The sequence below is a fragment of the Nocardia ninae NBRC 108245 genome (genome assembly GCF_007990755.1).
Classification (GTDB): domain Bacteria; phylum Actinomycetota; class Actinomycetes; order Mycobacteriales; family Mycobacteriaceae; genus Nocardia; species Nocardia ninae.
In genome coordinates this window covers 1-20,095 of record NZ_BJXA01000112.1, presented here as the reverse complement: position 1 = coordinate 20,095, position 20,095 = coordinate 1, and the positions used below count along the sequence as shown (strand labels likewise).

The window sequence follows — 20,095 nt, the reverse complement described above, 5'->3', positions numbered from 1 at the left end:
GAGGCCAGCGCGCACGCCGACCACCTCGTCGCCACCGCACAGGCCGAGGCCGACCGCGTCGTCGCCGACGGCAACGCCGAGTTCGAGGCCGTCACCGCCCGCGCCCGCCTGGAATCCGAACGCATGATCGACGCGGGCAAGGCTTCCTACGAGCGCTCCGTCGCCGAGGGCGAGGCCGAGCGGGACCGCCTGGTCGCGCAGACCGAGGTGGTGCGCGCCGCGCACGCCGAATCCGCGCGGGTGATCGACGCGGCGCACGCCGAGTCCGATCGGATGCGCGAGGAGTGCGACGTCTACGTCGACTCCAAGCTCGCCGACTTCGAGGAGACCCTGAGCAACACCCTGCGCACCGTCGGCCGCGGCCGTCACCAGCTCCGCTCCGGTGCCGGCGCGCCCGACTACGCCGCCGACTACCGCCGCTAGAGCCGGTTTGAGGTCGGCGGGACCCCTCGCGTATCGTGGTGTGGTTGCCCATTCCCCCGATAGTGAAGTGAGTTCGTGATGCCCGCCGGTTCCGGTTCTGCCCCGCGTAAGGACTCGGCCACGCGCCGAGAGCCCGACGCGGCCTTCGTGCTGGACGTCCGCAGCCTCGGCCGCAGGGCCGGGACGATGCGCGAGCTCCATCGCACGCTCACCACCGTCGAACGGATCGGGCTCGACCTGGTCGGCGTCCCGGTCGGCGCCGAGGTCGTGCTCGACCTGCAGCTGCAGGCGGTGTCCGAAGGTGTGCTGGTCACCGGAACGGTGTCCGCGCCGATCGAGGGTGAGTGCTCCCGCTGCCTCGAGCCGTTCACCGACAGCGTGAACATCTACCTCACGGAGTTGTTCGCCTACCCGGACAGCACCACCGAGCAGACCACCGACGACGACGATTCCTACCGCATGATCGATGACACGATCGACCTCGAACCGGTGATCATCGACGCGATCGGCATCGAGCTGCCGCTGCAGCCGCTGTGCACGCCGGACTGCGCGGGGCTGTGCGCGGAATGTGGCGTGCGGATGGCGATTGCGGGTTCTGAGCACTCGCATGAGATACTTGACCCTCGCTGGGCCGGGTTGGCGAAATTTGCCACCGCATCGCCCGGCAACGGCAGCCCCGACGAGGGTGCGGCCACCGCAGCAGACCAGTCAGCCGAAATGGCAAGCAATATGACAGAGGAGAAGTAGTCGTGGCCGTTCCCAAGCGCCGGATGTCCCGTTCCAACACCAGGTCGCGGCGCAGCCAGTGGAAGGCCACCGCGCCGACCCTGATCACCTGCCCGAACCGCGCCTGTGGTGAGAAGACCCTGCCGCACATCGCGTGCCCGTCCTGCGGCACGTACAAGGGCCGTCAGGTCACGGCGGCTGTCTAACAGTTCGAGCTGTCGTATCGACGTGAGCGATGAACCCGATTCGTCCGGTGGACACGCGAGCCTGCTCGCAGCGCTCGGCGTCGAGGTGCAGCCGGAGCTGCTGCGCCTGGCGCTGACGCACCGGTCGTACGCATATGAAAACGGCGGCCTGCCGACCAACGAGCGCCTGGAGTTCCTCGGCGACTCCGTCCTCGGACTGAGCATCACCGAGCGGCTCTACCACGAGCACCCGGACAAGTCCGAGGGCGAGTTGGCGAAGCTGCGCGCGAGCGTGGTGAACATGCATGCGCTCGCCGAGGTGGCACGCCAGCTCGGCGAGGGCGGCCTCGGCGTGCACCTGCTGCTCGGCAAGGGCGAAGAGCTCACCGGCGGCAGGGACAAGCCGAGCATCCTCGCCGACGGCATGGAGTCGCTGCTCGGCGCGGTGCACCTGGAGCACGGCATCGACGTCGCGCGCGAGGTGGTGCTGCGGCTGTTCGCCGACCTGCTCGAGCGTGGTCCCCGGATGGGGGCCGGCCTCGACTGGAAGACCAGCCTGCAGGAGCTCACCGCCGAGCGTGGCCTCGGCGTGCCCAGCTACGAGATCACCTCGACGGGCCCCGATCACGACAAGGAATTCACCGCGACCACCGTGATCGGTGGCCGGGCCTACGGGCAGGGCGTCGGCCGCTCCAAGAAGGAAGCCGAGCAGAAGGCCGCGGGCACCGCCTACCAGGCGCTGACCGCCGAAGCCTGACGTGCCCGAACTTCCCGAGGTAGAGGTCGTCCGGCGCGGCGTCGCCGAACACGTGGTCGGTCGCGTCATCGAGTCGGTCGCGATCACCCATCCCCGCTCGGTGCGCAGGCATCTCGAGGGCGCCGCCGATCTCGCCGCACGGCTGACCGGATTGAAGGTCGCCGCCGCCGAGCGGCGCGGGAAATATCTCTGGCTCACCTTCGACGAGCCGGACACCTCGCTCGTCGTGCATCTCGGCATGAGCGGCCAAATGCTCGTGCAGCCCGCGGACGCGCCGCTGGAGAAGCACGCGCACATCCGCGCCACCCTCGGCGACGGTACTCAGTTGCGCTTCGTGGATCAGCGCACCTTCGGCGGCTGGGCGCTCGCGCCGCTGGTCGAGGTGGACGGCACCCTGGTGCCGGAACCGGTGGCACACATCGCCCGCGACCCGCTGGATCCCCGCTTCGACCCCGAAGCCGTGGTGGCCGCGGTGCGCGCCAAACACACCGAGATCAAACGCGTGCTGCTCGATCAGAGCGTGATCTCCGGCATCGGCAACATCTACGCCGACGAATCGCTGTGGCGCGCGAAGATTCACGGCAGCCGGCTCGCCTCCGGCCTGTCCCGTCCCGCCGTGCGCGCCTTGCTCGCCGACGTCGGCGCGGTGATGGCGGAGGCGCTCGCCGCGGGCGGCACCTCGTTCGACGCGCTCTATGTGAACGTCAACGGCCAATCCGGCTATTTCGAACGCTCCCTTGCCGTCTACGGCCGCGAGGACGAACCGTGCCGTCGCTGCGGAGCGCCTGTTCAGCGGGAAAAATTCATGAATCGTTCCTCGTATTCTTGCCCGCGGTGCCAACCGAAGCCTCGCGGTCGTTAGCGGGCGCGAGTTACCTTTCTTGTAGGCGGTTCGGGAAGTCGGTCCGGCCGTGGAGGAAGGACATATGCGCAAGCTCACCTACTACGTAGCCTCGACGATCGACGGTTACATCGCCACCGATGACGGATCGGTCGATTTCTTCCCGGTCGGCGGCGACCACGGGCCTGCGATCATGGCGCAATATCCGGAGACGTTGCCCACCAAGGTGCGTGAGTCGCTCGGTATCGACAAGCGCAACCGCTACTTCGATACCGTGCTGATGGGACGCAAGACCCACGACTTCGGGGTGCGCACCGGGACGTCGAGCCCGTACGCGCATCTGAAGCAGTACGTGGTGTCGAAGACACTGCCGGAGAATCCGGATCCCGACGTCGAACTGATCGCGAGCGACCCGCTGGGCAAGGTGCGCGAACTGAAGCGCGCCGAGGGGCTCGGGATCTGGTTGTGTGGCGGCGGGGAGCTCGCCCAGGAATTGCTGCCCGAGATCGACCAAATCTTCCTCAAGCTGTACCCGGTCCTGCTCGGCCGCGGCCGGTCGCTGTTCGGTTCCGGTCCCAGGCTGCCCGATGCGGCCAAGTTCCGGGTGATCACCAGCCGGGTGTTCGAGGACGGAGTGGCCTTCATGAAGTACAGCAGGATTCGTTAACCGCTGTGGCGGCAGACGATTCGAGCACACCTGACCCGGCGGCCACGCCGGGCCCGGTGGAGGTGCTGCGGGAGATCGGCTTCTGGCTGGAACGCTCGCGGGCCGAGACGTATCGGGTCAAGGCGTACCGCCGGGCCGCCGATATCGTCGCGGAGCTGCCCGATGAGGAACGCGAGGTGCACCGCGCCGCGCACAGCTGGCGCGAGATCGCCGGGATCGGGCCGAAGACCGCCGCCGTCATCGAGGAGGCGTACGCAGGCCGGGTGCCGCAGTACCTGCTCGACCTGCGCAACGCGGCACAGCCGATCGGAGCCCCCGGCAAACCGCTGCGCACCCAACTGCGCGGCGACCTGCACACCCATTCGGACTGGTCCGACGGCGGCAGCCCGATCGCGGAGATGATGGGTGTCGCGGCGGCCCTCGGGCACGAATACTGTGCGCTGACCGATCATTCGCCGCGCCTGACCGTCGCGAACGGACTGTCCGCCGACCGGCTGCGCAAGCAACTCGACGTGGTCGCCGAGCTCAACGATCGTCTGGCGCCGTTTCGCATCCTCACCGGCATCGAGGTCGACATCCTCGACGACGGCACCCTCGACCAGCAGGCCGATCTGCTCGCCCAACTCGACATCGTGGTGGCGAGCGTGCACTCGCACCTGCGCGCGGACAGCGCGACGATGACCAAGCGGATGGTGTATGCGGTGGCCAACCCCAACGTCGACGTGCTCGGCCACTGCACCGGCCGGCTCGTCACCGGTGGCCGCGGCACCCGGCCCGAGTCGAGCTTCGACGCGGAGATGGTGTTCGAGGCGTGCCGGACCTACGGCACCGCCGTCGAGATCAACTGCAGGCCGGAACGTCGCGACCCGCCGTCCCGGCTGATCCAGCTCGCCATCGAGATGGGCTGCTACTTCTCCATCGACACCGACGCGCACGCGCCCGGCCAATTGGACTGGCAGGGCTACGGTTGCGAGCGTGCCGTCGCGAATGGTGTTGCGGCCGAGCGGGTCATCAACACCTGGCCGCTGGCCGACCTGCTCGCCTGGACCGAGGTGCACGAGGCCTGATGGCCGCCCGGTTAACTGTTGCCGAATAGTCGTGCCGGGCCGGGGATCTGCCGCGATCGCCGCTGAGAATGGTTGCCAGACAGAGTAGGTGGGGGTGGGCGGGCCGTTGGGCGAGTTTCCGGTCGAAATCGTGCTGGCGGTCATCGGTATCGCGGTGCCGATCGGCGCGTTCCTGTACGAGTTCGTGCTCGTCGGGCGCAAGCGGCTCGGCTACCGCGTGCAGATGGACACGCCTGTCACCGGTGAGGTCGCCTCGGTGTTCCCCGGCGTGCTGCCGCAGCTGCGCCCCTCGCTGGACGGCGCGAGTCCAGATCTGAAGGACCTCTCGGTTGTCTTGGTGCGCATCGAGAACAGCGGCGCCACCGATATCGACACCCACGACTACAAGGCACCCGATCCCGCGCGGATCGGCCTGCATCTACGGTTCCCGCAGCGCTTGGTCATCGGCATGGCGGTGACCGAACTCAGCGATCCCGGCCTGGCGGACAACCTCGATCGGGACTCCGGCATCGCGGTGCGCGAGGACATGGCCGGGCACATCGGTGTCATCGATCTGCCCAAGGTGCCGCTGGATCGCGGTGAGCACTACAAGATCCTGGCCATCCTGCAGCGCTCCGAAGGCACGGGGGAGTACCCGGTGCCGGTGCTGACCGGCGGCATCAAGGGTGGGCGCATCCAGGAAACGCGAAGCCGCACCGGGATTCCCCGAATGATGTTGGGGCTGACCATCTTTCTGGTGCTGGTGATCATCGTCCAATTGATCGTCAACGCACTGGAGCCCACGCCGACGCCGCTGGAGTGTGCCGAGGGCAAGCTCACCGTGGTCGGATCGTCGGCCTTCGCGCCGGTCGTCCGAGCAGCCGCCGAACAGTACGGTAAGCGTTGTACCGGAGCGCAATTCGCCTTCGCCTTCGAAGGCACCGAACGCGGGCTGGACCGGCTGGCCGAGGAAGGCAAGGGCAACGCCGGCCTGCTGGCCATCAGCGACGGCCCGAAGGGCAGCGGGTATCCCGCCCTGGTGCATCGCCCGCTGGCGCTGTCGCTGTTCAGCATGATCGTCAACAAGGGCGTCGGTGTGCCGAGCCTCACCGAGGGACAGATCCGGGACCTCTATCAAGGCCGGATCGGCAACTGGCGTGAGGTGGGCGGACCGGATCTGCCGGTGGTGCTGGTGAATCGGATCGCAGGCTCCGGTTCTCGAAATACGTTCGAGCGCAGGCTACTCGGCGGGAGTCAACCCGATCGTCCGCACGTGAGTTGCATCGCGATCAAGGGCACGGTGCTGTCCGCCGCGACGCACTGCGAGGTCCAAGTCACCAAGGACATGCAGAAGGCCGTCGGCGAAATCCCCGGCGCCATCGGCTATTCGGAGTACTCCGAGGCGGTGGCGGCCGAACTGGCGACCGTCGCGATCAACGGCGTCACCGCGGGTCGCGACGCGGCCATCGCTCGCACGTACCCGTTCTGGGGCGTGGAATACGCCTACAGCCACGGCGAGCTGCCCGGTGATTCGCTGGCGGCGGCCTTCCTGCACTACCTGGTCGATCAGGCAGGCAAGGACGTGCTCCGGGCCCACGGCAACGCGCCGTGTGGCGAGCTGCCCGATCCGGCCAGGTGCCTGCCCGATTCGTGACCGCGTGTCACATTTCCGGCGGCTGTCTCGTCCCATTGGTGTAGGAGAGCACACCGACGAAAGGACGACACCGTGTCACGGATGAAGCTCGCAGAGGTTGCGCCGGAGTTGTACCAGGCGTGGTTCGCCGCCGAGGGGGCGATTCGCCGCGGTCCGCTGGACCCGGTGGTCCGGGAGCTGGTCAAGATCCGCGCCTCGCAGATCAACGGCTGCGTGTTCTGCATCGACCTGCACACCACCGACGCCCGCTTGGCCGGGGAAACTGAAAAGCGCATCTTCCAGCTCGATGCCTGGCGTGAGTCGGCGCTCTACACCGAGGCTGAGCGCGCCGCCCTCGCCTACGCCGAAGCGGTCACCAAGCTCGGCGAGCACGGGGTGAGCGACGCGGTGTGGGCCGATGTGGAGAAGCATTTCGACGAAGGCTCCAGGGCGGGATTGGTGGGAGTGACCGCGATGATCAACCTGTGGAACAGGATCGGGGTGCCGCTGCGGATGCAGCCCGACGCCGGCTGAGGTCGCAGGCTCGACCTCAGTCCGTCGGCGGCAGGAACGGCCGTGTGAAGTAGTCCTCGACCGGCAGCGGCCCGGTGTACCGCCGGCACGGGCAGCGCACCCACTGCCACGTGGCGGGCGCGACCGACCGCCGCTCCTCCGCGTGGCACTCCCCGGCCTGCGGATCGTGGATGGCGAGGTCGTGGCCGCAGCCGCACTTCGCGGCGCTGCGCCGCGCCTTGCCGCCCACCGCCCCGAGGTGGCCGTACCGTCCGAGGGCCCAGCCGAGGCCGAGGATGCCTGCGCCGACGGCCAGGGTGAGAGGATCGAACATGGATTAATTGTATGTATACGTATGCGCGGTTACCGGCGGAAGGCCCCGTTCTGTCGGTGGTATCGGCGAAGATGGCCTCATGACGGAACTATCGCTGCGTGAGCTGAACCGAACCCTGCTGGTGCGTCAGATGTTGGCGCAGCGGGTCGCGATGACACCGTTGGAGTTGGTCCGGCATCTGGTCGCCGTCCAGGGGCAGGAACCGAACTGGCCCTATGTCGGCCTGTGGACTCGGCTCGCGGAGTTCCGGCACGACGACCTGGCCGCGTTGCTGCGTGAGCGAAAGCTGGTGCGCTCCGCCATGATTCGCCGCACGGTGCACCTCGCCGACGCGGACGACTTCCGCTGGCTGCGGCCCACCGTGCGCCCGGTGGTGCTCGCGGCGCTGCAGGCCCCCTACTACCGTGACGAGATCGAGGGCTTGGATCTGGACGAGCTGGCCGCCGCGGGACGGGAGCTGTTGTCGGGCAGCATCCGGTCCCGGTCCGACCTCGGACAGCTACTCGGCGAGCGTTTTCCGGACCGGAACCCGCGCAGGCTCGCCGAGTCGGTGGAGCTTCTGGTGCCCATGGTGCACAGCCCGGTGACCGGGGCCTGGGGCAAGTGGCGCAACCGCTCGGTTACCGTCGCGCTCGCCGACGAATGGATCGGCGCGCCGATGGCGACCACGCCGCAGGCGGAGACCATGATTCTGCGCTATCTGGCCGCGTTCGGGCCCGCCACCGTCGCCGACATGCAGGCGTGGGCCGGGGTCACCCGGCTGGCCGAGGTGGTGGACGAGATGCGCACCCGCCTACGTGTTTTCACCGACGACCAGCACCGGGTGCTGTTCGACCTGCCGGACGCGCCGCTGGCCGACCCCAATCTGCCGGTGCCGGTGCGTTTCCTGCCTGCTTTCGACAACGCGCTGCTCGGCCACAAGGACCGGCGCAGGATCATCAGCGAGCAGGACCGGCAGCGCATCGCCAAGGAGGCGTCGGGGGGCGTGCCGATGTACCTGGTCGATGGGTTCGTGCACGGTCGGTGGGTATTGGACGACACCACTATTCGGGTCACGCCGTGGCATCCGCTGTCGGCCGCCGACGAGGACGCGGTGCGCGCCGAGGCCGAGCGGCTGCTGCCGTTCGTGGTGCCTGGGCAGGACGGGAAAATCGTGATCGAGGGCTGAGCCCGCTGTCCACCCCGGTGGACATGTTGGGTGCAATCGGCAAAGGCGGCTCCCACCTGCCGATCTCGGCAATCGATCAGCAACGTATCCGACTGCATGGTTTGAGAGTGCCGTGGTGAGGTACATCACTGGCGGCCCCCCTGGTCGAGAAATCGGCGACCAGGCCAACCAAGCCCTGTGGACGGCGGTGCGGCTGAGCTTCACCTCCGCTGAGGCGGCCACCAGTTCGAGTTCGGCGCCCGGTGCTCCGAAGCACTGGGTGGATGCGAGAGCTAACGGTTGTGCCCCTTGGAAGGAGGGTCGATGAGCGCGCGTAGCGAGCGAAAAACGAACCCAGCCGCCATCAACGTCCTGGCGGAGTCGAGCACCGGTGAGGTGCGGTCATGAGTCAGCGAAGCGGTCGAATCCGCGATGCGGTAGCCCTGGCGAATGACGGTGCCGAGCGCGGTGGCGTGAGCCACTTGCCGATGTCGGCGCAGACGGCGTCCTCCGAGCTGCTGTCGATCGACCACGCCGGAACCCGATTCCGTATCGCGATGGTTGTCCCGCCGTACTTCGATGTGCCGCCCAAGGCCTACGGAGGTGTGGAAGCCGTCGTCGCCGATCTCGTCGACTCGCTGGTGGCCAGAGGCCACGACGTGACCCTGCTCGGCGCGGGCAAACCGGGCACCAAGGCGAAATTCGTTCCGCTGTGGGACCGCATCTGCCCCGAGCGACTCGGCGAACCCTTCCCCGAGGTCCTGCACGCGCTGCGCGCCCGACGGGCGATCGAGAAGCTCGCCGCGGGCGGCGCCATCGACCTCGTGCACGAGCACACCTTCGCGGGCCCGCTGAACGCCCCCGCGTATAGGGAGCTTGATTTGCCGACCGTGGTCACCGTGCACGGTCCGGTCCAGGGCGAATGCTATGAGTACTACCGGGAAATGGGTGACGACGTCTCGCTCGTCGCGATCAGCGACCGGCAGCAAGAGCTGGCCCCCGATTTGAATTGGGCTGGGCGCGTGCATAATGCTCTGCATCCCGAGGAGTGGCCGTTCCGTGCCGACAAGGACGACTACGCGCTGTTCCTCGGCCGCTTCAGCGAGTGCAAGGCGCCGCACCTGGCGCTGGAGGCCGCGCACGCCGCGGGCATGCCACTCGTGTTGGCGGGCAAGTGCAGCGAACCGCCCGAGCTCAAATACTTCGAAGAGCAGGTACGCCCATTGCTGACCGACCAGGATCACGTATTCGGCCTCGCCGATGCCGCCGCGAAGCGGAAACTGTTGGCGGGAGCCAAGTGTCTGCTGTTCCCGATCCGTTGGGAGGAACCCTTCGGCATGGTGATGATCGAGTCCATGGTGTGTGGCACACCGGTCGTAGCGCTACGCGGCGGCGCGGTAGCCGAGGTGATCGTCGATGGGGTTACTGGCCGCATCTGTGACGATCCCGCCGAACTCACCGCCGCCATCGCCGAGGTGCAGACGATGGATCCGGCGGCGTGCCGCAAGCACGTCGAGGAGAATTTCGGTTCGGATACGCTCGGGCGCGGCTACGAGCAGGTCTATCGCAAGCTGATGCGGCCGCGGAAACGGATCGACTACCGATGGCGCAAGGACGAGATGGTGCCGGTGCCGGTCGCGGCGAGCGGACTCGCGTGACGGCGGATCCGACCGCCGCGCTCAGCCCCGCTCCACTGAACTCCGGTGAGCCGACGGGTTTCGGTGGAGCGGGTTCGGTCACGCTGGTCGAGGGCGGCACCTTCTGTCTGTCGAACCGGCTCGGCGATGTCGAGCCGGGCCGCCCGCACGGGCTCTTCTTCCGGGACGCGCGCGTCGTGTCCCGATGGGAGCTGCTGGTGGACGGCCATCTGCCCGAACCGCTTTCGGTGCTCAGTCCGGAGGCGTTCGCCGCGCGGTTCGTGCTGCGAAGACCGCCGACGGCCGGGCTGGCCGATAGCACGTTGCTGGTGGTGCGCGAGCGGATCGTCGCCGACGGCATGCACGAGGTGCTCACCCTGGAGAACATGGGGCGCGAGCCGACCGCGGTCACCCTCGAGCTGCATGTCGACGCCGATTTCGTGGATCTCTTCGCGGTCAAGGAGGGCCGCGCCGGACACGGCAGAGCCGAGGTGACGGTGGCCGAGGGGGAGCTCCTGTTCCACGATCGCGCCGATCGCATGCGCGGGCTCTCGGTGTCCGCGAGCGTCGAACCCACGGTATTGCCCGGCACTTTGGTGTGGAAAGTCGTCGTGCCCGTCGGCGCGAGCTGGCAGACCGAGATCACCGCCCAACCCACGTTGGGCAATCAGCGGTTCCAGGTGCCACTGGCCCCCGGCGAGCATTACGGTGTCAGCGCTCCCGGGCGCAAGATCGAGGCCTGGCGGCACACCGCCACCGACATCGCCGCCTCGCATCCGGAGCTCACCCAGGTGCTCCGGCGCACCGAAAGTGACCTGGGCGCCTTGCAGATTCACGACGATTCCGGCGACAGCAGACCGTTCGTCGCGGCGGGTGCGCCTTGGTTCATGACCCTGTTCGGCCGGGACAGTCTGTTGACCGCCTGGATGGCGCTGCCGCTCGAGGTCGATCTGGCGCTCGGTACGCTGCAGCAGCTCGCCGAACTGCAAGGGCAGACGGTGAATCCGCTCACCGAGGAGGAGCCGGGGCGGATCATGCACGAGATGCGCCGCGGTCCGGCCGGTGGGCTGGTGCTCGGCGGCAACATCTATTACGGAACCGTCGACGCCACACCGCTTTTCGTGATGTTGCTGGCCGAATGCTATCGCTGGGGCGCGGATGCGGAGGCGATCAGGCAGCTGCTGCCCGCCGCCGACGCGGCGCTGAGCTGGATCGAGGACTACGGCGACCGGGACGGCGACGGGTTCGTCGAATATCGGCGGGCCACCGACCGCGGCCTGGTCAACCAGGGGTGGAAGGACAGCTGGGACGGCATCAACGACCTGCAGGGCCATATCACCGAGGCGCCGATCGCGTTGTGCGAGGTGCAGGGGTATGTGCACGCCGCGCTGCTGGCCCGCGCCGAGCTGGCCGAGGCCTTCGATGATCCGCGCCGGGCGACGGAGCTGCGTGATCAAGCGGCGGAGCTGCGCGGCAAGTTCGCCGAGGAGTTCTGGCTGCCCGAACGCGGCTGGTACGCCGTCGCGCTGGACAAGGGCAAGCGCCGGGTCGACGCACTGACAAGCAATACAGCGCACTGTCTTTGGTCCGGCATCGCCAGCGACGCGCATGCCGCCGAATTGGTGCGGCGGCTGTCCGGGCCGGAGATGGACAGCGGTTTCGGGTTGCGCACGCTGTCCACGAAGATGGGCGCCTACAACCCGATGAGCTACCACTGCGGCTCGGTGTGGCCGCACGACACCGCCATCGCGGTGGCCGGTCTGCTGCGCTACCGCCACGTACCGGGCGCGGTCGACCTGGCGACCCGGCTGGCGACCGGATTGCTCGACGCCGCAACGGCTTTCGACGGCAGACTACCCGAGCTCTACTGCGGCTTCCCGCGCTCGCGGTTCCCGACCCCGGTGCCGTACCCGACGTCCTGCTCACCGCAGGCCTGGGCGAGTGCCGCCCCGCTGTTGCTGGTGCGCTCGTTCCTCGGTCTCGACCCCGACGTGCCCAACCGCACCATCACCGTGCGGCCGCTGGTGCCGCCGGAGTGGGGCCGAATCACGTTGGCCGCGTTGCGCCTCGGTCCGATCACCATCGACCTCGAGGTGGAGGGCGCCCAGGTGACCGCCGCGCGCCTACCCGACGATTGGCAACTGATCACCCGATGAATTCCCGATCTTGGTATGAACCACCCCGCATCGGGGTACCCCCCGGGTGTAAGCATTTCAGGCTGATAGACAACGCAGGCTGGAGGTGCACCATGCAGACATCGCGGGATATGCGGGACCTGTGGAGTACACAGCACCGCGACTGCACTATCGAGCCCATGGATCTAGACATGGAGCTCGCCCAGTTCGTCCGCAGTACCCACGCAGGCCACGGCCCCGACTGCTGCCAATACCTGGCAGCCGCGGCCTACTACTTCGACCACGCCGAAGTCGGCTGAGCCCTGGGGTTCTCGCGCCCACCGGCGCTGCTCGGCCCAGCTGGCTCAGGCCACCCCTGAGCCAGCTGGGTCGAACCGGTTCTTGCGGCAGCCCATTTGTGTTGTCCGGCCGTAGGATCGAAGGGTGGCTATCGCTCAGTTGAGTTTGATCACCCTGAACTGCTCCGACAAAGAGGAACTCGCGGTGTTCTGGGCCGCGCTGCTCGATGGTGAGATCGTCTATCGGACATCGGAATTGGCCGTGGTACACACCGAGCGCGGGTCACTGTGTGCGCTGACGGTGCCGGACTACCAGCCGCCGACTTGGCCCGCGGGTGAGACGCCGAGCCACATCCATCTCGATCTCAGGGTCGATGACCTGGACGTCGCGCAGGCCGAGTCTGTTCGCTTGGGCGCGAGGGTTGCGGACCTGCAACCGGATCCAGAGCTATGGCGAGTGCTGCTCGACCCGGCCGGTCACCCGTTCTGCTTGACCTCCCGAGCCCCGCTGCTTCCGCTCGGCCCGCGTCCGAACATCCAAGAAGAGGGCTGAATTCGCGTGTGATCGCGGCCAATCTTGAGCGGGCGCGCCGTGATGTCCCGTTCGGCGGGGTAGCTGATGATCGCCGGGACATGGTGGCGGCGAACGTCGAGTGGGCGTGCCGTGATGTCCCGTTCGGCGGGGTAGCTGATGATCGCCGGGACATGGTGGCGGCGAACGTCGGGTGGGCGTGCCGTGGTGTCCCGTTCGGCGGGGTCGCTCATGGTTGACGGGACATGGTGGCGGCGAACAGCGAGTGGGCCGCGCCGTGGTGTATCAGTCGGCGGGCGGATGAGTGCGGAAGGGCCGGTGACGGTGTGTCACCGGCCCTTCGTTCGTCAGGTCAGGCGCGGAACGGGTAGCGCTGGTCGAGGTCCAGATTCAGTTCGACCACGTTGACGCGGGGTTCGCCGAGGAAGCCGAGGGTGCGGCCGGACGTGTGCGCGTCTACCAGTTGGCGCACCTGATCCTCGGTGATGTTGCGGGCCTTGGCGATTCGGGCGATCTGCAAGTCCGCGTATCGCGGTGAGATGTGCGGGTCCAGTCCGCTGCCGCTGGCGGTGACCGCATCGGTGGGGACTGGGGTGTCGACGGTGGCGTCGCCGAAGATCGGGACGATCCGGCCGGCCGCGTAATCCGCACCGGGCTCGGCGCATTCGACCCGCACACCCTTGTAGGTGGCCAGGAACGGCGTCGCCGGGCACGCCTCGTTGACGCTCACCACCCGGGTGGGATGGGAGACCTCACCGTCGGCATCCCGCGGCCCGATCACCGAAAGCACCGCCCCGACACCGTCTTTCGTGCAGAACGGCCGGGCGCCGTCGACCCTCTCACGGTCGCCGACCTCCTTGCTGCGTGCGCACACGGTGGACAGCAGGCTCAGTTTCACCTCCGATGGGTCGGCGTCGAGGGTATCCACAATGCTCTCCGGGCCGAGGTTCGACGCGGAGGTGGCCATCGGGTCGTACCCGTGCTCGCCCGCCGCGGACGGACGGCTCTGGAAGTACTGCGCCAGCGCCTTGCCGTCGGCATCGGTGAACGACTGCCCGATCAGGCTGGAACCGACGACCTGACCGTCGGCCGTGAGCAACGACCCGTCCGACTTGTCGTGCAGCCCGGGCAGCTGAGCGACCGCGAAAACCGCTAGAGGATAGATGATTCCGGTGATCGCGGTGAGCACGAGCAGCGCACGCAACGCGGCCAGGTGCTGCCGGACCCAAGTGGAGAGGCGCATGTCAGGACATCCCAGGGAGGAGTTGGACGACGAGGTCGATGAGCTTGATGCCGATGAACGGCGCGATGATGCCGCCGAGCCCGTAGATGGTCAGGTTGCGGCTCAACAACTTCGACGCGTTGCTGGGCGTGTAGTTCACCCCGCGCAGCGAGAGCGGGATCAGCGCCACGATGATGATCGCGTTGAAGATGACCGCGGACAGGATCGCCGACTGCGGGCTGTGCAGCCGCATGATGTTCAGCGCGTCCAGGCCGGGGAACAGCGCGATGAACAACGCGGGCAGGATCGCGAAGTACTTGGCGATGTCGTTGGCGATGGAGAACGTGGTCAGCGCGCCGCGGGTGATGAGCAACTGCTTGCCGATCTCGACGATCTCGATCAGCTTGGTCGGGTCGGAGTCGAGATCGACCATGTTGCCCGCTTCTTTGGCCGCCGAGGTGCCGGTGTTCATCGCGACACCCACGTCTGCCTGGGCCAGGGCAGGCGCGTCGTTGGTGCCGTCGCCGGTCATCGCGACCAGCCGCCCACCGTCCTGCTCCTTCTTGATCAGCGCCAGCTTGTCCTCCGGCGTCGCCTCGGCGAGGAAATCGTCCACGCCCGCTTCGTCGGCAATCGCCTTGGCGGTCAACGGGTTGTCGCCGGTGATCATGACGGTGCGGATGCCCATCCGGCGCATCTCGTCGAAGCGTTCCCGCATGCCCTGCTTGACGACGTCCTTGAGGTGGATGACGCCGAGCAGCCGGGCGGTGCCGTCCCTGAGCTCGCCGACGACCAGCGGTGTGCCACCGGAGGCGGACACGCCGTCGACGATCACGCCGGCCTCGCTGGGCACGGTGCCGCCTTGTGTGCGAACCCATTCGATGACCGCACTGGCCGCGCCCTTGCGCAGCTGGTGCCCGTCGGCCAGGTCGACGCCGGACATGCGGGTCTGTGCGGTGAACTCCACCCAGGTCGCGCCGGTCAGTTCACCGGGCGTGCGCTCGCGCTTGTTGTACGCCTGCTTGGCGTAGACGACGATCGAGCGGCCCTCGGGTGTCTCGTCGGCGAGGCTGGACAGCTGGGCCGCGTCGGCGAGCTCGTCGGCCGAAATGCCCGGCACCGGAACGAACTCCGCGGCCTGCCGGTTGCCCAGGGTGATTGTGCCGGTCTTGTCCAGCAGCAGCGTGTTCACGTCACCGGCCGCCTCGACCGCGCGGCCGGACATGGCGAGCACGTTGCGCTGCACCAGCCGGTCCATGCCCGCGATGCCGATGGCGGAGAGCAGCGCGCCGATGGTGGTCGGGATCAGGCAGACCAGCAGCGAGACCATGACGATGCCGGTGATGCCGTTGCCGTCCAGCGCCGAAGTGTCCGGCACGCCAGGGTTGTTCGCCTTCGAGAAGATCGCCAGCGGCTGCAGGGTCACCACCGCGAAGACGAAGATGATGGTGAGCGAGGCGAGCAGGATGTTCAGCGCGATCTCGTTGGGCGTCTTCTGCCTGCTCGCGCCCTCGACCAGGGCGATCATCTTGTCGATGAAGCTCTTGCCCGGCTCCTGGGTGATCTGGACGACGATCCGGTCGGACAGCACGGTGGTGCCGCCGGTGACCGCGGAACGGTCGCCGCCGGATTCCCGGATCACCGGCGCGGATTCGCCGGTGATCGCCGATTCGTCCACCGACGCAATGCCTTCCACCACGTCACCGTCGCCGGGGATGACCTGCCCCGCCTCGACGACGACGTGATCGCCGCGCTGGAGTTCCGGTGCGGCGACACCTTCCTCGACGATCGGCCCGCCGGGCGTCCAGTCCACCAAATGTCGTGCGACGGTGTCGGTCTTGGCTTTGCGCAGCGTGTCGGCCTGCGCCTTGCCGCGCCCCTCGGCCACCGCTTCGGCGAGATTGGCGAAGATGACGGTGAGCCACAGCCACACCACGATCGCCCAGGCGAAGAAGGTCGGGTCGGCGATCGCGAGCACGGTCGCCCAGACCGCGCCGATCTCGACAATGAACATCACCGGATTGCGCCACATGGTGCGCGGGTCGAGCTTGCGTACCGCGTCGGGCAGCGAGGTGAGCAGCATCGTCGGATCGAGCGCACCGCGCGCGACGCGCTTGTGTTCCAGCTGCTTCTTCGACTCGGTGAAATCGTCCGCAGCGCTGGTGATTTCGGTCGTTGGTGTGGTCATTTCAGTGGATTCCTTCAGCGAGCGGCCCGAGCGCGAGTGCGGGCAGGAAGGTGAGCGCGACCAGGATCACCGTCACACCGACGACCATGCCGATGAACTGTGGCCGGTGCGTCGGCAGCGTGCCGATCGACTCGGGGGTGTTGCCCTGCTTGGCCAGCGACCCGGCGAGCGCGAGCACGAAGATGATCGGCAGGAACCGGCCGAAGACCATGGCCAGGCCCAGCGCGGTGTTGTACCACTCGGTATTGCCGGTGAGACCGGCGAACGCTGAGCCGTTGTTGTTCGCCGCGGAGGTGAAGGCGTACAACACTTCCGAGAGTCCGTGCGGCCCGGAGTTCAGCATGCCCGCGCGTTGACCGGGCAGCGCCATCGCGATCGCCGTGCCTACCAACACGATCAGCGGACTCACCAGGAAATAGGAAGCGGCCAGCTTGATTTCGCGCGGCGTGATCTTCTTACCGAGGTATTCCGGTGTGCGCCCGACCATCAGGCCCGCGATGAAGACGGTGATCACCGCGAGGATCAGCATGCCGTAGAGCCCGGAGCCAACGCCGCCCGGCGCGACCTCGCCGAGCTGCATGTTGAACATCGTCATCATGCCGCCGAGGCTGGTGTAGGAGTCGTGGAACGAGTCGACCGCGCCGGTGGACGTCAGCGTGGTCGCACCGGAGAACGTCGCCGAATTGGCCACGCCGAACCGGGTTTCCACGCCCTCCATGGACGCGCCGATGGCGGTGGGCACGGTGCCGTGGTGGGCCAGCTGGAAGATATTGCTCAGCGTCACGCTGATGATCGCGATCGTGCCCATCACCGCGACGATGGCAACGCCCTGCTTCTTGCTGCCGACCATCCGGCCGAACGTGCGCGGCAGCGAGAAGCTGATCATCAGGATGAGGAAGATCTCGATCCAGTTCGTCCAGGTGGTGGGGTTCTCGAACGGGTGCGCGGAGTTAGCGTTGTAGAAGCCGCCGCCGTTGGTGCCGAGCTCCTTGATGACCTCCTGGCTGGCCACCGGCCCGCCGGGGATGGTCTGCTCGGTGCCGTTCAGCGTCTGCGCGACCTGGTCGTGCAGGTGAAAGTTCTGGATCACGCCCCCGGCGACCAGCACGATCGCGAACACGAAGGCGATCGGCAGCAGGATGCGCAGGGTGCCGCGCACCAGGTCCACCCAGAAGTTGCCGAGATCGCCGGTGTGCCTGCGGGCGAAGCCGCGCACCAGCGCGACCGCGACGGCCATGCCGACGGCCGCGGAGACGAAGTTCTGCACCGCGAGCCCGGCCATCTGCACCAGGTGCTCCTGGGTGGACTCACCGGAGTAGTTCTGCCAGTTCGTGTTCGTCACGAAACTGACGGCGGTGTTCCAGGCCAGCGCGGGCGTCATCTCGGTGCCCGGGTCGTTCAGGTGCAGCGGCAGCCTGCCCTGCAGCAGCTGCAAGAAGAAGAGGAACAGAATGCTGACCGCGGAGAACGCCAGCACGCTGCGGGCGTAGACGCCCCAGGTTTGCTCGACCTCCGGTTGTACGCCGATGGCCTTGTAGATAACGCGCTCGGCGCGGGACTGCTTGGTGTTGTTGTAGACCCGGTACATGTAGTCGCCGAGCGGTACATGGACCAGGGCGAGCGCGATGATCAGGGACGCCGCGAAGGCGATCCCCGCCGTTGTCGTGTTCACCTAGAACCTCTCGGGGAAAAGCAGCGCCACGACCATGTAGACCGCGACGGCGATGGCGAGAACCAGACCGATCAGGTTCGCTATCACAGCTTTTCCACCCCGCGCTGGATCAGGCCCAGCAGGGCGAAGATCGCCACGGTGAGCACCGTGAACACCACGACAGACATGTTGACCAACCTCCATCAAGCGCTCGTGTTGTGGAGCGCGCCTTGGCGAGTCAAGTCTTCGATCAGGCGCGTGCCGAGGTTCCTTACGACTCCTTTGCGCGCGAAACGGTTGCCTTTGCGTTTCGTTTACACCCCGGCCGGGGATAGCTGAAAGGATGCCGTCAAAGAATGCGGCGAGAGCGTCAACACACCGTAAAGATCGGTCCGATCTCCCTGCGCAGAGGTAGTAGTGGAGAGCCGGCCAGGCGGACCCCTCCAGCGCAACCGGTTGTCCGCATTGGTCACCAGAGAGGAACGTCATGTCGGCTGTCACCGTCGCCGTCATCATCGGGTTCGTGTGTTGTGCGCTGTTGATTCGCGCGCTGGGCGCCCGCCGCGACGAGCGGCACGTGCCCGGCCTGGTCGTGGACGGCGACCGGACCCGCGTCGCGGAACCCGGGGCCTTCGATGTCCGGTGATCGGACGCAGCGCGCCGATCCGTCCCGCGGGTGCGCCGCGCCGGGGTCGCGACACGCAATGATGGACGAGTGAAACGCGGCCAACTACGCATCTACCTCGGCGCCGCGCCGGGAGTCGGTAAGACCTACGCCATGCTCGGCGAGGCCCACCGGCGGCTCGAGCGCGGCCGCGACGTGGTGGCTGCGGTGGTCGAGACGCACGGCCGAGCGAAGACCGCTGAACTGTTGCAGGGGATCGAGCGGATACCGCCCAAGATGCTCGAGTATCGCGGCACCCTGCTGCCCGAGCTCGATCTGGCGGCGGTGCTGCAGCGCGCGCCCGCGGTGGCCCTGGTCGACGAGCTCGCGCACACCAATGTTCCCGGCAGTAAGCACGAAAAGCGTTGGCAGGATGTCGAAGAGCTGCTCGCGGCAGGGATCGATGTGGTCTCCACGGTCAACGTGCAGCATCTGGAGAGTCTCAACGATGTGGTCGAGCAGATCACCGGAATCCAGCAGCAGGAAACCGTGCCGGACGCGGTGGTGCGCGGCGCGGATCAGGTCGAGCTCGTCGACATCACCCCGGAAGCGTTGCGCCGCAGGCTGTCCCACGGCAACGTCTACGCCGCCGACAAGGTCGACGCGGCGCTGCGTAACTACTTCCGGCCCGGAAACCTCACTGCTTTAAGGGAATTGGCGCTGCTGTGGCTCGCCGACCAGGTCGACGCGGCGCTCGCGAAGTACCGGGCCGACCACAAGATCACCGATCTGTGGGAGGCGCGTGAGCGGGTGGTCGTCGCGGTGACCGGCGGCCCGGAGTCGGAGACGGTGGTGCGCCGCGCCAGCCGCATCGCGACCAAGGCCAGTGCCGAACTGGTGCTGGTGCACGTCGTGCGCGGCGACGGGCTGGCCGGTGTCTCCACCGAACGGCTGGCCCGGCTGCGCGAACTGGCCGCCAGCCTGGACGCCTCGCTGCACACGGTCACCGGCGACAATGTGCCCGCCACACTGCTGGAATTCGCTCGCGAAGTGAACGCGACCCAGTTGGTCCTCGGTACCTCCCGCCGTTCGCGGTGGGCGCGCATGGTCGACGAGGGCATCGGGTCGGCGGTGGTGCAGCAGTCGGGCAAGATCGACGTGCACATGGTCACCCACGAGGAAGCCCACCGCGGTCTGCGCCGGGGTTCGCTCATGCCGCGCCAGCCGATCCGAGCCTGGCTCGCCGCGGTGCTCGTGCCGCTCGCGGTGTGCGGGATCTGCGCCGTGTTCCTGGACGGCTACCTCCAGCTCGGCGGTCTCAGCGCGGTGTTCTTCATCGGCGTCGTCGCCGTCGCGCTGCTGGGCGGCGTTGTCCCCGCGGCCTTTTCGGCGCTGCTGTCCGGGCTGCTGCTGAACTGGTTCTTCGCCGTACCGCGCTACAGCCTGACCATCGCGGAGCCGGACAGCTTCGTCACGGTGGTGGTGTTGCTGTTCGTCGCGGTCGCGGTGGCGGCGCTGGTCGATACGGCGGCCAAGCAGACCCGCCAGGCGCGGCGGGCCTCGCAGGAGGCCGAAC

The 20,095-nt window shown here is 67.6% G+C and carries 20 protein-coding genes and 1 pseudogene; 15 read left to right on the top strand and 6 right to left on the bottom strand.

All coding sequences use genetic code 11. From position 1 onward, the window contains the following. The 9 genes and pseudogenes from NN4_RS41160 to NN4_RS41120 all read left to right on the top strand — a co-directional run. Positions 1-423 (top strand): annotated as a pseudogene (locus NN4_RS41160) (DivIVA domain-containing protein); the annotation flags it as partial. 78 nt (positions 424-501) lie between these two features. Next, positions 502-1,170 carry a YceD family protein gene (locus tag NN4_RS41155; protein ID WP_186818878.1) on the top strand — a complete coding sequence of 223 codons (669 nt, stop codon included), beginning with the start codon at positions 502-504 and terminating at the stop codon, positions 1,168-1,170. A gap of 2 nt (positions 1,171-1,172) precedes the next feature. Continuing rightward, positions 1,173-1,355: a 50S ribosomal protein L32 gene (rpmF, locus tag NN4_RS41150; RefSeq protein ID WP_014987105.1), complete on the top strand. Its 183-nt coding sequence runs from the start codon at positions 1,173-1,175 to the stop codon at positions 1,353-1,355. Between the two features lie 22 nt (positions 1,356-1,377). Then, a complete protein-coding gene (gene rnc, locus NN4_RS41145) occupies positions 1,378-2,091 on the top strand; it encodes a ribonuclease III (RefSeq protein WP_234391158.1) in 714 nt (237 codons plus the stop codon). Position 2,092: 1 nt separating this feature from the next. Then, complete coding sequence (gene mutM, locus NN4_RS41140) at positions 2,093-2,953, top strand: bifunctional DNA-formamidopyrimidine glycosylase/DNA-(apurinic or apyrimidinic site) lyase (protein WP_147142930.1); 861 nt, start codon at positions 2,093-2,095, stop codon at positions 2,951-2,953. 64 nt (positions 2,954-3,017) lie between these two features. Beyond that, on the top strand, positions 3,018-3,599 hold the full coding sequence (locus NN4_RS41135) for a dihydrofolate reductase family protein (RefSeq protein ID WP_147142927.1): 582 nt from the start codon (positions 3,018-3,020) through the stop codon (positions 3,597-3,599). Between the two features lie 5 nt (positions 3,600-3,604). After that, entirely contained in the window at positions 3,605-4,666 is a 1,062-nt protein-coding gene (locus NN4_RS41130; RefSeq protein ID WP_147142924.1) for a PHP domain-containing protein, read from the top strand. Between the two features lie 94 nt (positions 4,667-4,760). Continuing rightward, on the top strand, positions 4,761-6,299 hold the full coding sequence (locus NN4_RS41125; protein WP_246181371.1) for a PstS family phosphate ABC transporter substrate-binding protein: 1,539 nt from the start codon (positions 4,761-4,763) through the stop codon (positions 6,297-6,299). An 81-nt stretch (positions 6,300-6,380) separates the two neighbouring features. Next, a complete protein-coding gene (locus tag NN4_RS41120) occupies positions 6,381-6,812 on the top strand; it encodes a carboxymuconolactone decarboxylase family protein (RefSeq protein ID WP_147142920.1) in 432 nt (143 codons plus the stop codon). Between the two features lie 16 nt (positions 6,813-6,828). Here the strand turns inward: NN4_RS41120 and NN4_RS41115 are convergent, their stop codons facing one another. Continuing rightward, positions 6,829-7,125: a hypothetical protein gene (locus tag NN4_RS41115; protein ID WP_107658429.1), complete on the bottom strand. Its 297-nt coding sequence runs from the start codon at positions 7,123-7,125 to the stop codon at positions 6,829-6,831. Positions 7,126-7,204: 79 nt separating this feature from the next. On the opposite strand from NN4_RS41115, the gene NN4_RS41110 reads away from it, so the two are divergent. The 4 genes from NN4_RS41110 to NN4_RS41090 all read left to right on the top strand — a co-directional run bounded on the left by NN4_RS41110 (position 7,205) and on the right by NN4_RS41090 (position 12,875). Then, positions 7,205-8,293 carry a winged helix DNA-binding domain-containing protein gene (locus NN4_RS41110; RefSeq protein WP_147142917.1) on the top strand — a complete coding sequence of 363 codons (1,089 nt, stop codon included), beginning with the start codon at positions 7,205-7,207 and terminating at the stop codon, positions 8,291-8,293. A gap of 467 nt (positions 8,294-8,760) precedes the next feature. Next, positions 8,761-9,930 carry a glycosyltransferase family 4 protein gene (locus tag NN4_RS41105; protein WP_246181375.1) on the top strand — a complete coding sequence of 390 codons (1,170 nt, stop codon included), beginning with the start codon at positions 8,761-8,763 and terminating at the stop codon, positions 9,928-9,930. Then, the gene (locus NN4_RS41100) at positions 9,927-12,065 is read left to right on the top strand and encodes an amylo-alpha-1,6-glucosidase (RefSeq protein WP_371865816.1); all 2,139 of its coding nucleotides are present in this window, start codon (positions 9,927-9,929) and stop codon (positions 12,063-12,065) included. Before NN4_RS41105 ends, NN4_RS41100 begins: the two co-directional genes overlap by 4 nt. A 402-nt stretch (positions 12,066-12,467) precedes the next feature. Beyond that, on the top strand, positions 12,468-12,875 hold the full coding sequence (locus NN4_RS41090) for a VOC family protein (protein WP_147142910.1): 408 nt from the start codon (positions 12,468-12,470) through the stop codon (positions 12,873-12,875). Positions 12,876-13,206: 331 nt separating this feature from the next. Here NN4_RS41090 and NN4_RS41085 read toward each other — a convergent pair whose 3' ends face one another. From NN4_RS41085 to NN4_RS46455, 5 genes are read right to left on the bottom strand one after another with little or no spacing between them, the layout of a single operon-like run. Next, on the bottom strand, positions 13,207-14,097 hold the full coding sequence (locus tag NN4_RS41085; RefSeq protein ID WP_147142906.1) for a potassium-transporting ATPase subunit C: 891 nt from the start codon (positions 14,095-14,097) through the stop codon (positions 13,207-13,209). Between the two features lies 1 nt (position 14,098). Further along, the gene (gene kdpB / locus NN4_RS41080) at positions 14,099-16,264 is read right to left on the bottom strand and encodes a potassium-transporting ATPase subunit KdpB (RefSeq protein ID WP_147142903.1); all 2,166 of its coding nucleotides are present in this window, start codon (positions 16,262-16,264) and stop codon (positions 14,099-14,101) included. A 1-nt stretch (position 16,265) separates the two neighbouring features. Then, positions 16,266-17,936 (bottom strand): potassium-transporting ATPase subunit KdpA, encoded by a 1,671-nt coding sequence (gene kdpA, locus NN4_RS41075; RefSeq protein WP_147142900.1) that lies wholly within the window; start codon positions 17,934-17,936, stop codon positions 16,266-16,268. Beyond that, positions 17,937-18,023: a K(+)-transporting ATPase subunit F gene (gene kdpF, locus NN4_RS46460; RefSeq protein ID WP_246181372.1), complete on the bottom strand. Its 87-nt coding sequence runs from the start codon at positions 18,021-18,023 to the stop codon at positions 17,937-17,939. It abuts the gene before it with no gap. Beyond that, entirely contained in the window at positions 18,020-18,103 is an 84-nt protein-coding gene (locus tag NN4_RS46455) for a potassium-transporting ATPase (protein WP_067449012.1), read from the bottom strand. Before NN4_RS46455 ends, kdpF begins: the two co-directional genes overlap by 4 nt. A gap of 299 nt (positions 18,104-18,402) precedes the next feature. Between NN4_RS46455 and NN4_RS45510 the strand changes: the two genes are divergently transcribed. Further along, positions 18,403-18,561, top strand: a complete 159-nt coding sequence (locus tag NN4_RS45510; protein ID WP_159080643.1) for a hypothetical protein — start codon at positions 18,403-18,405, stop codon at positions 18,559-18,561. Between the two features lie 69 nt (positions 18,562-18,630). Further along, positions 18,631-20,095: sensor histidine kinase (locus NN4_RS41065; RefSeq protein ID WP_147142894.1), on the top strand; the 1,465-nt coding region annotated here is incomplete at its 3' end.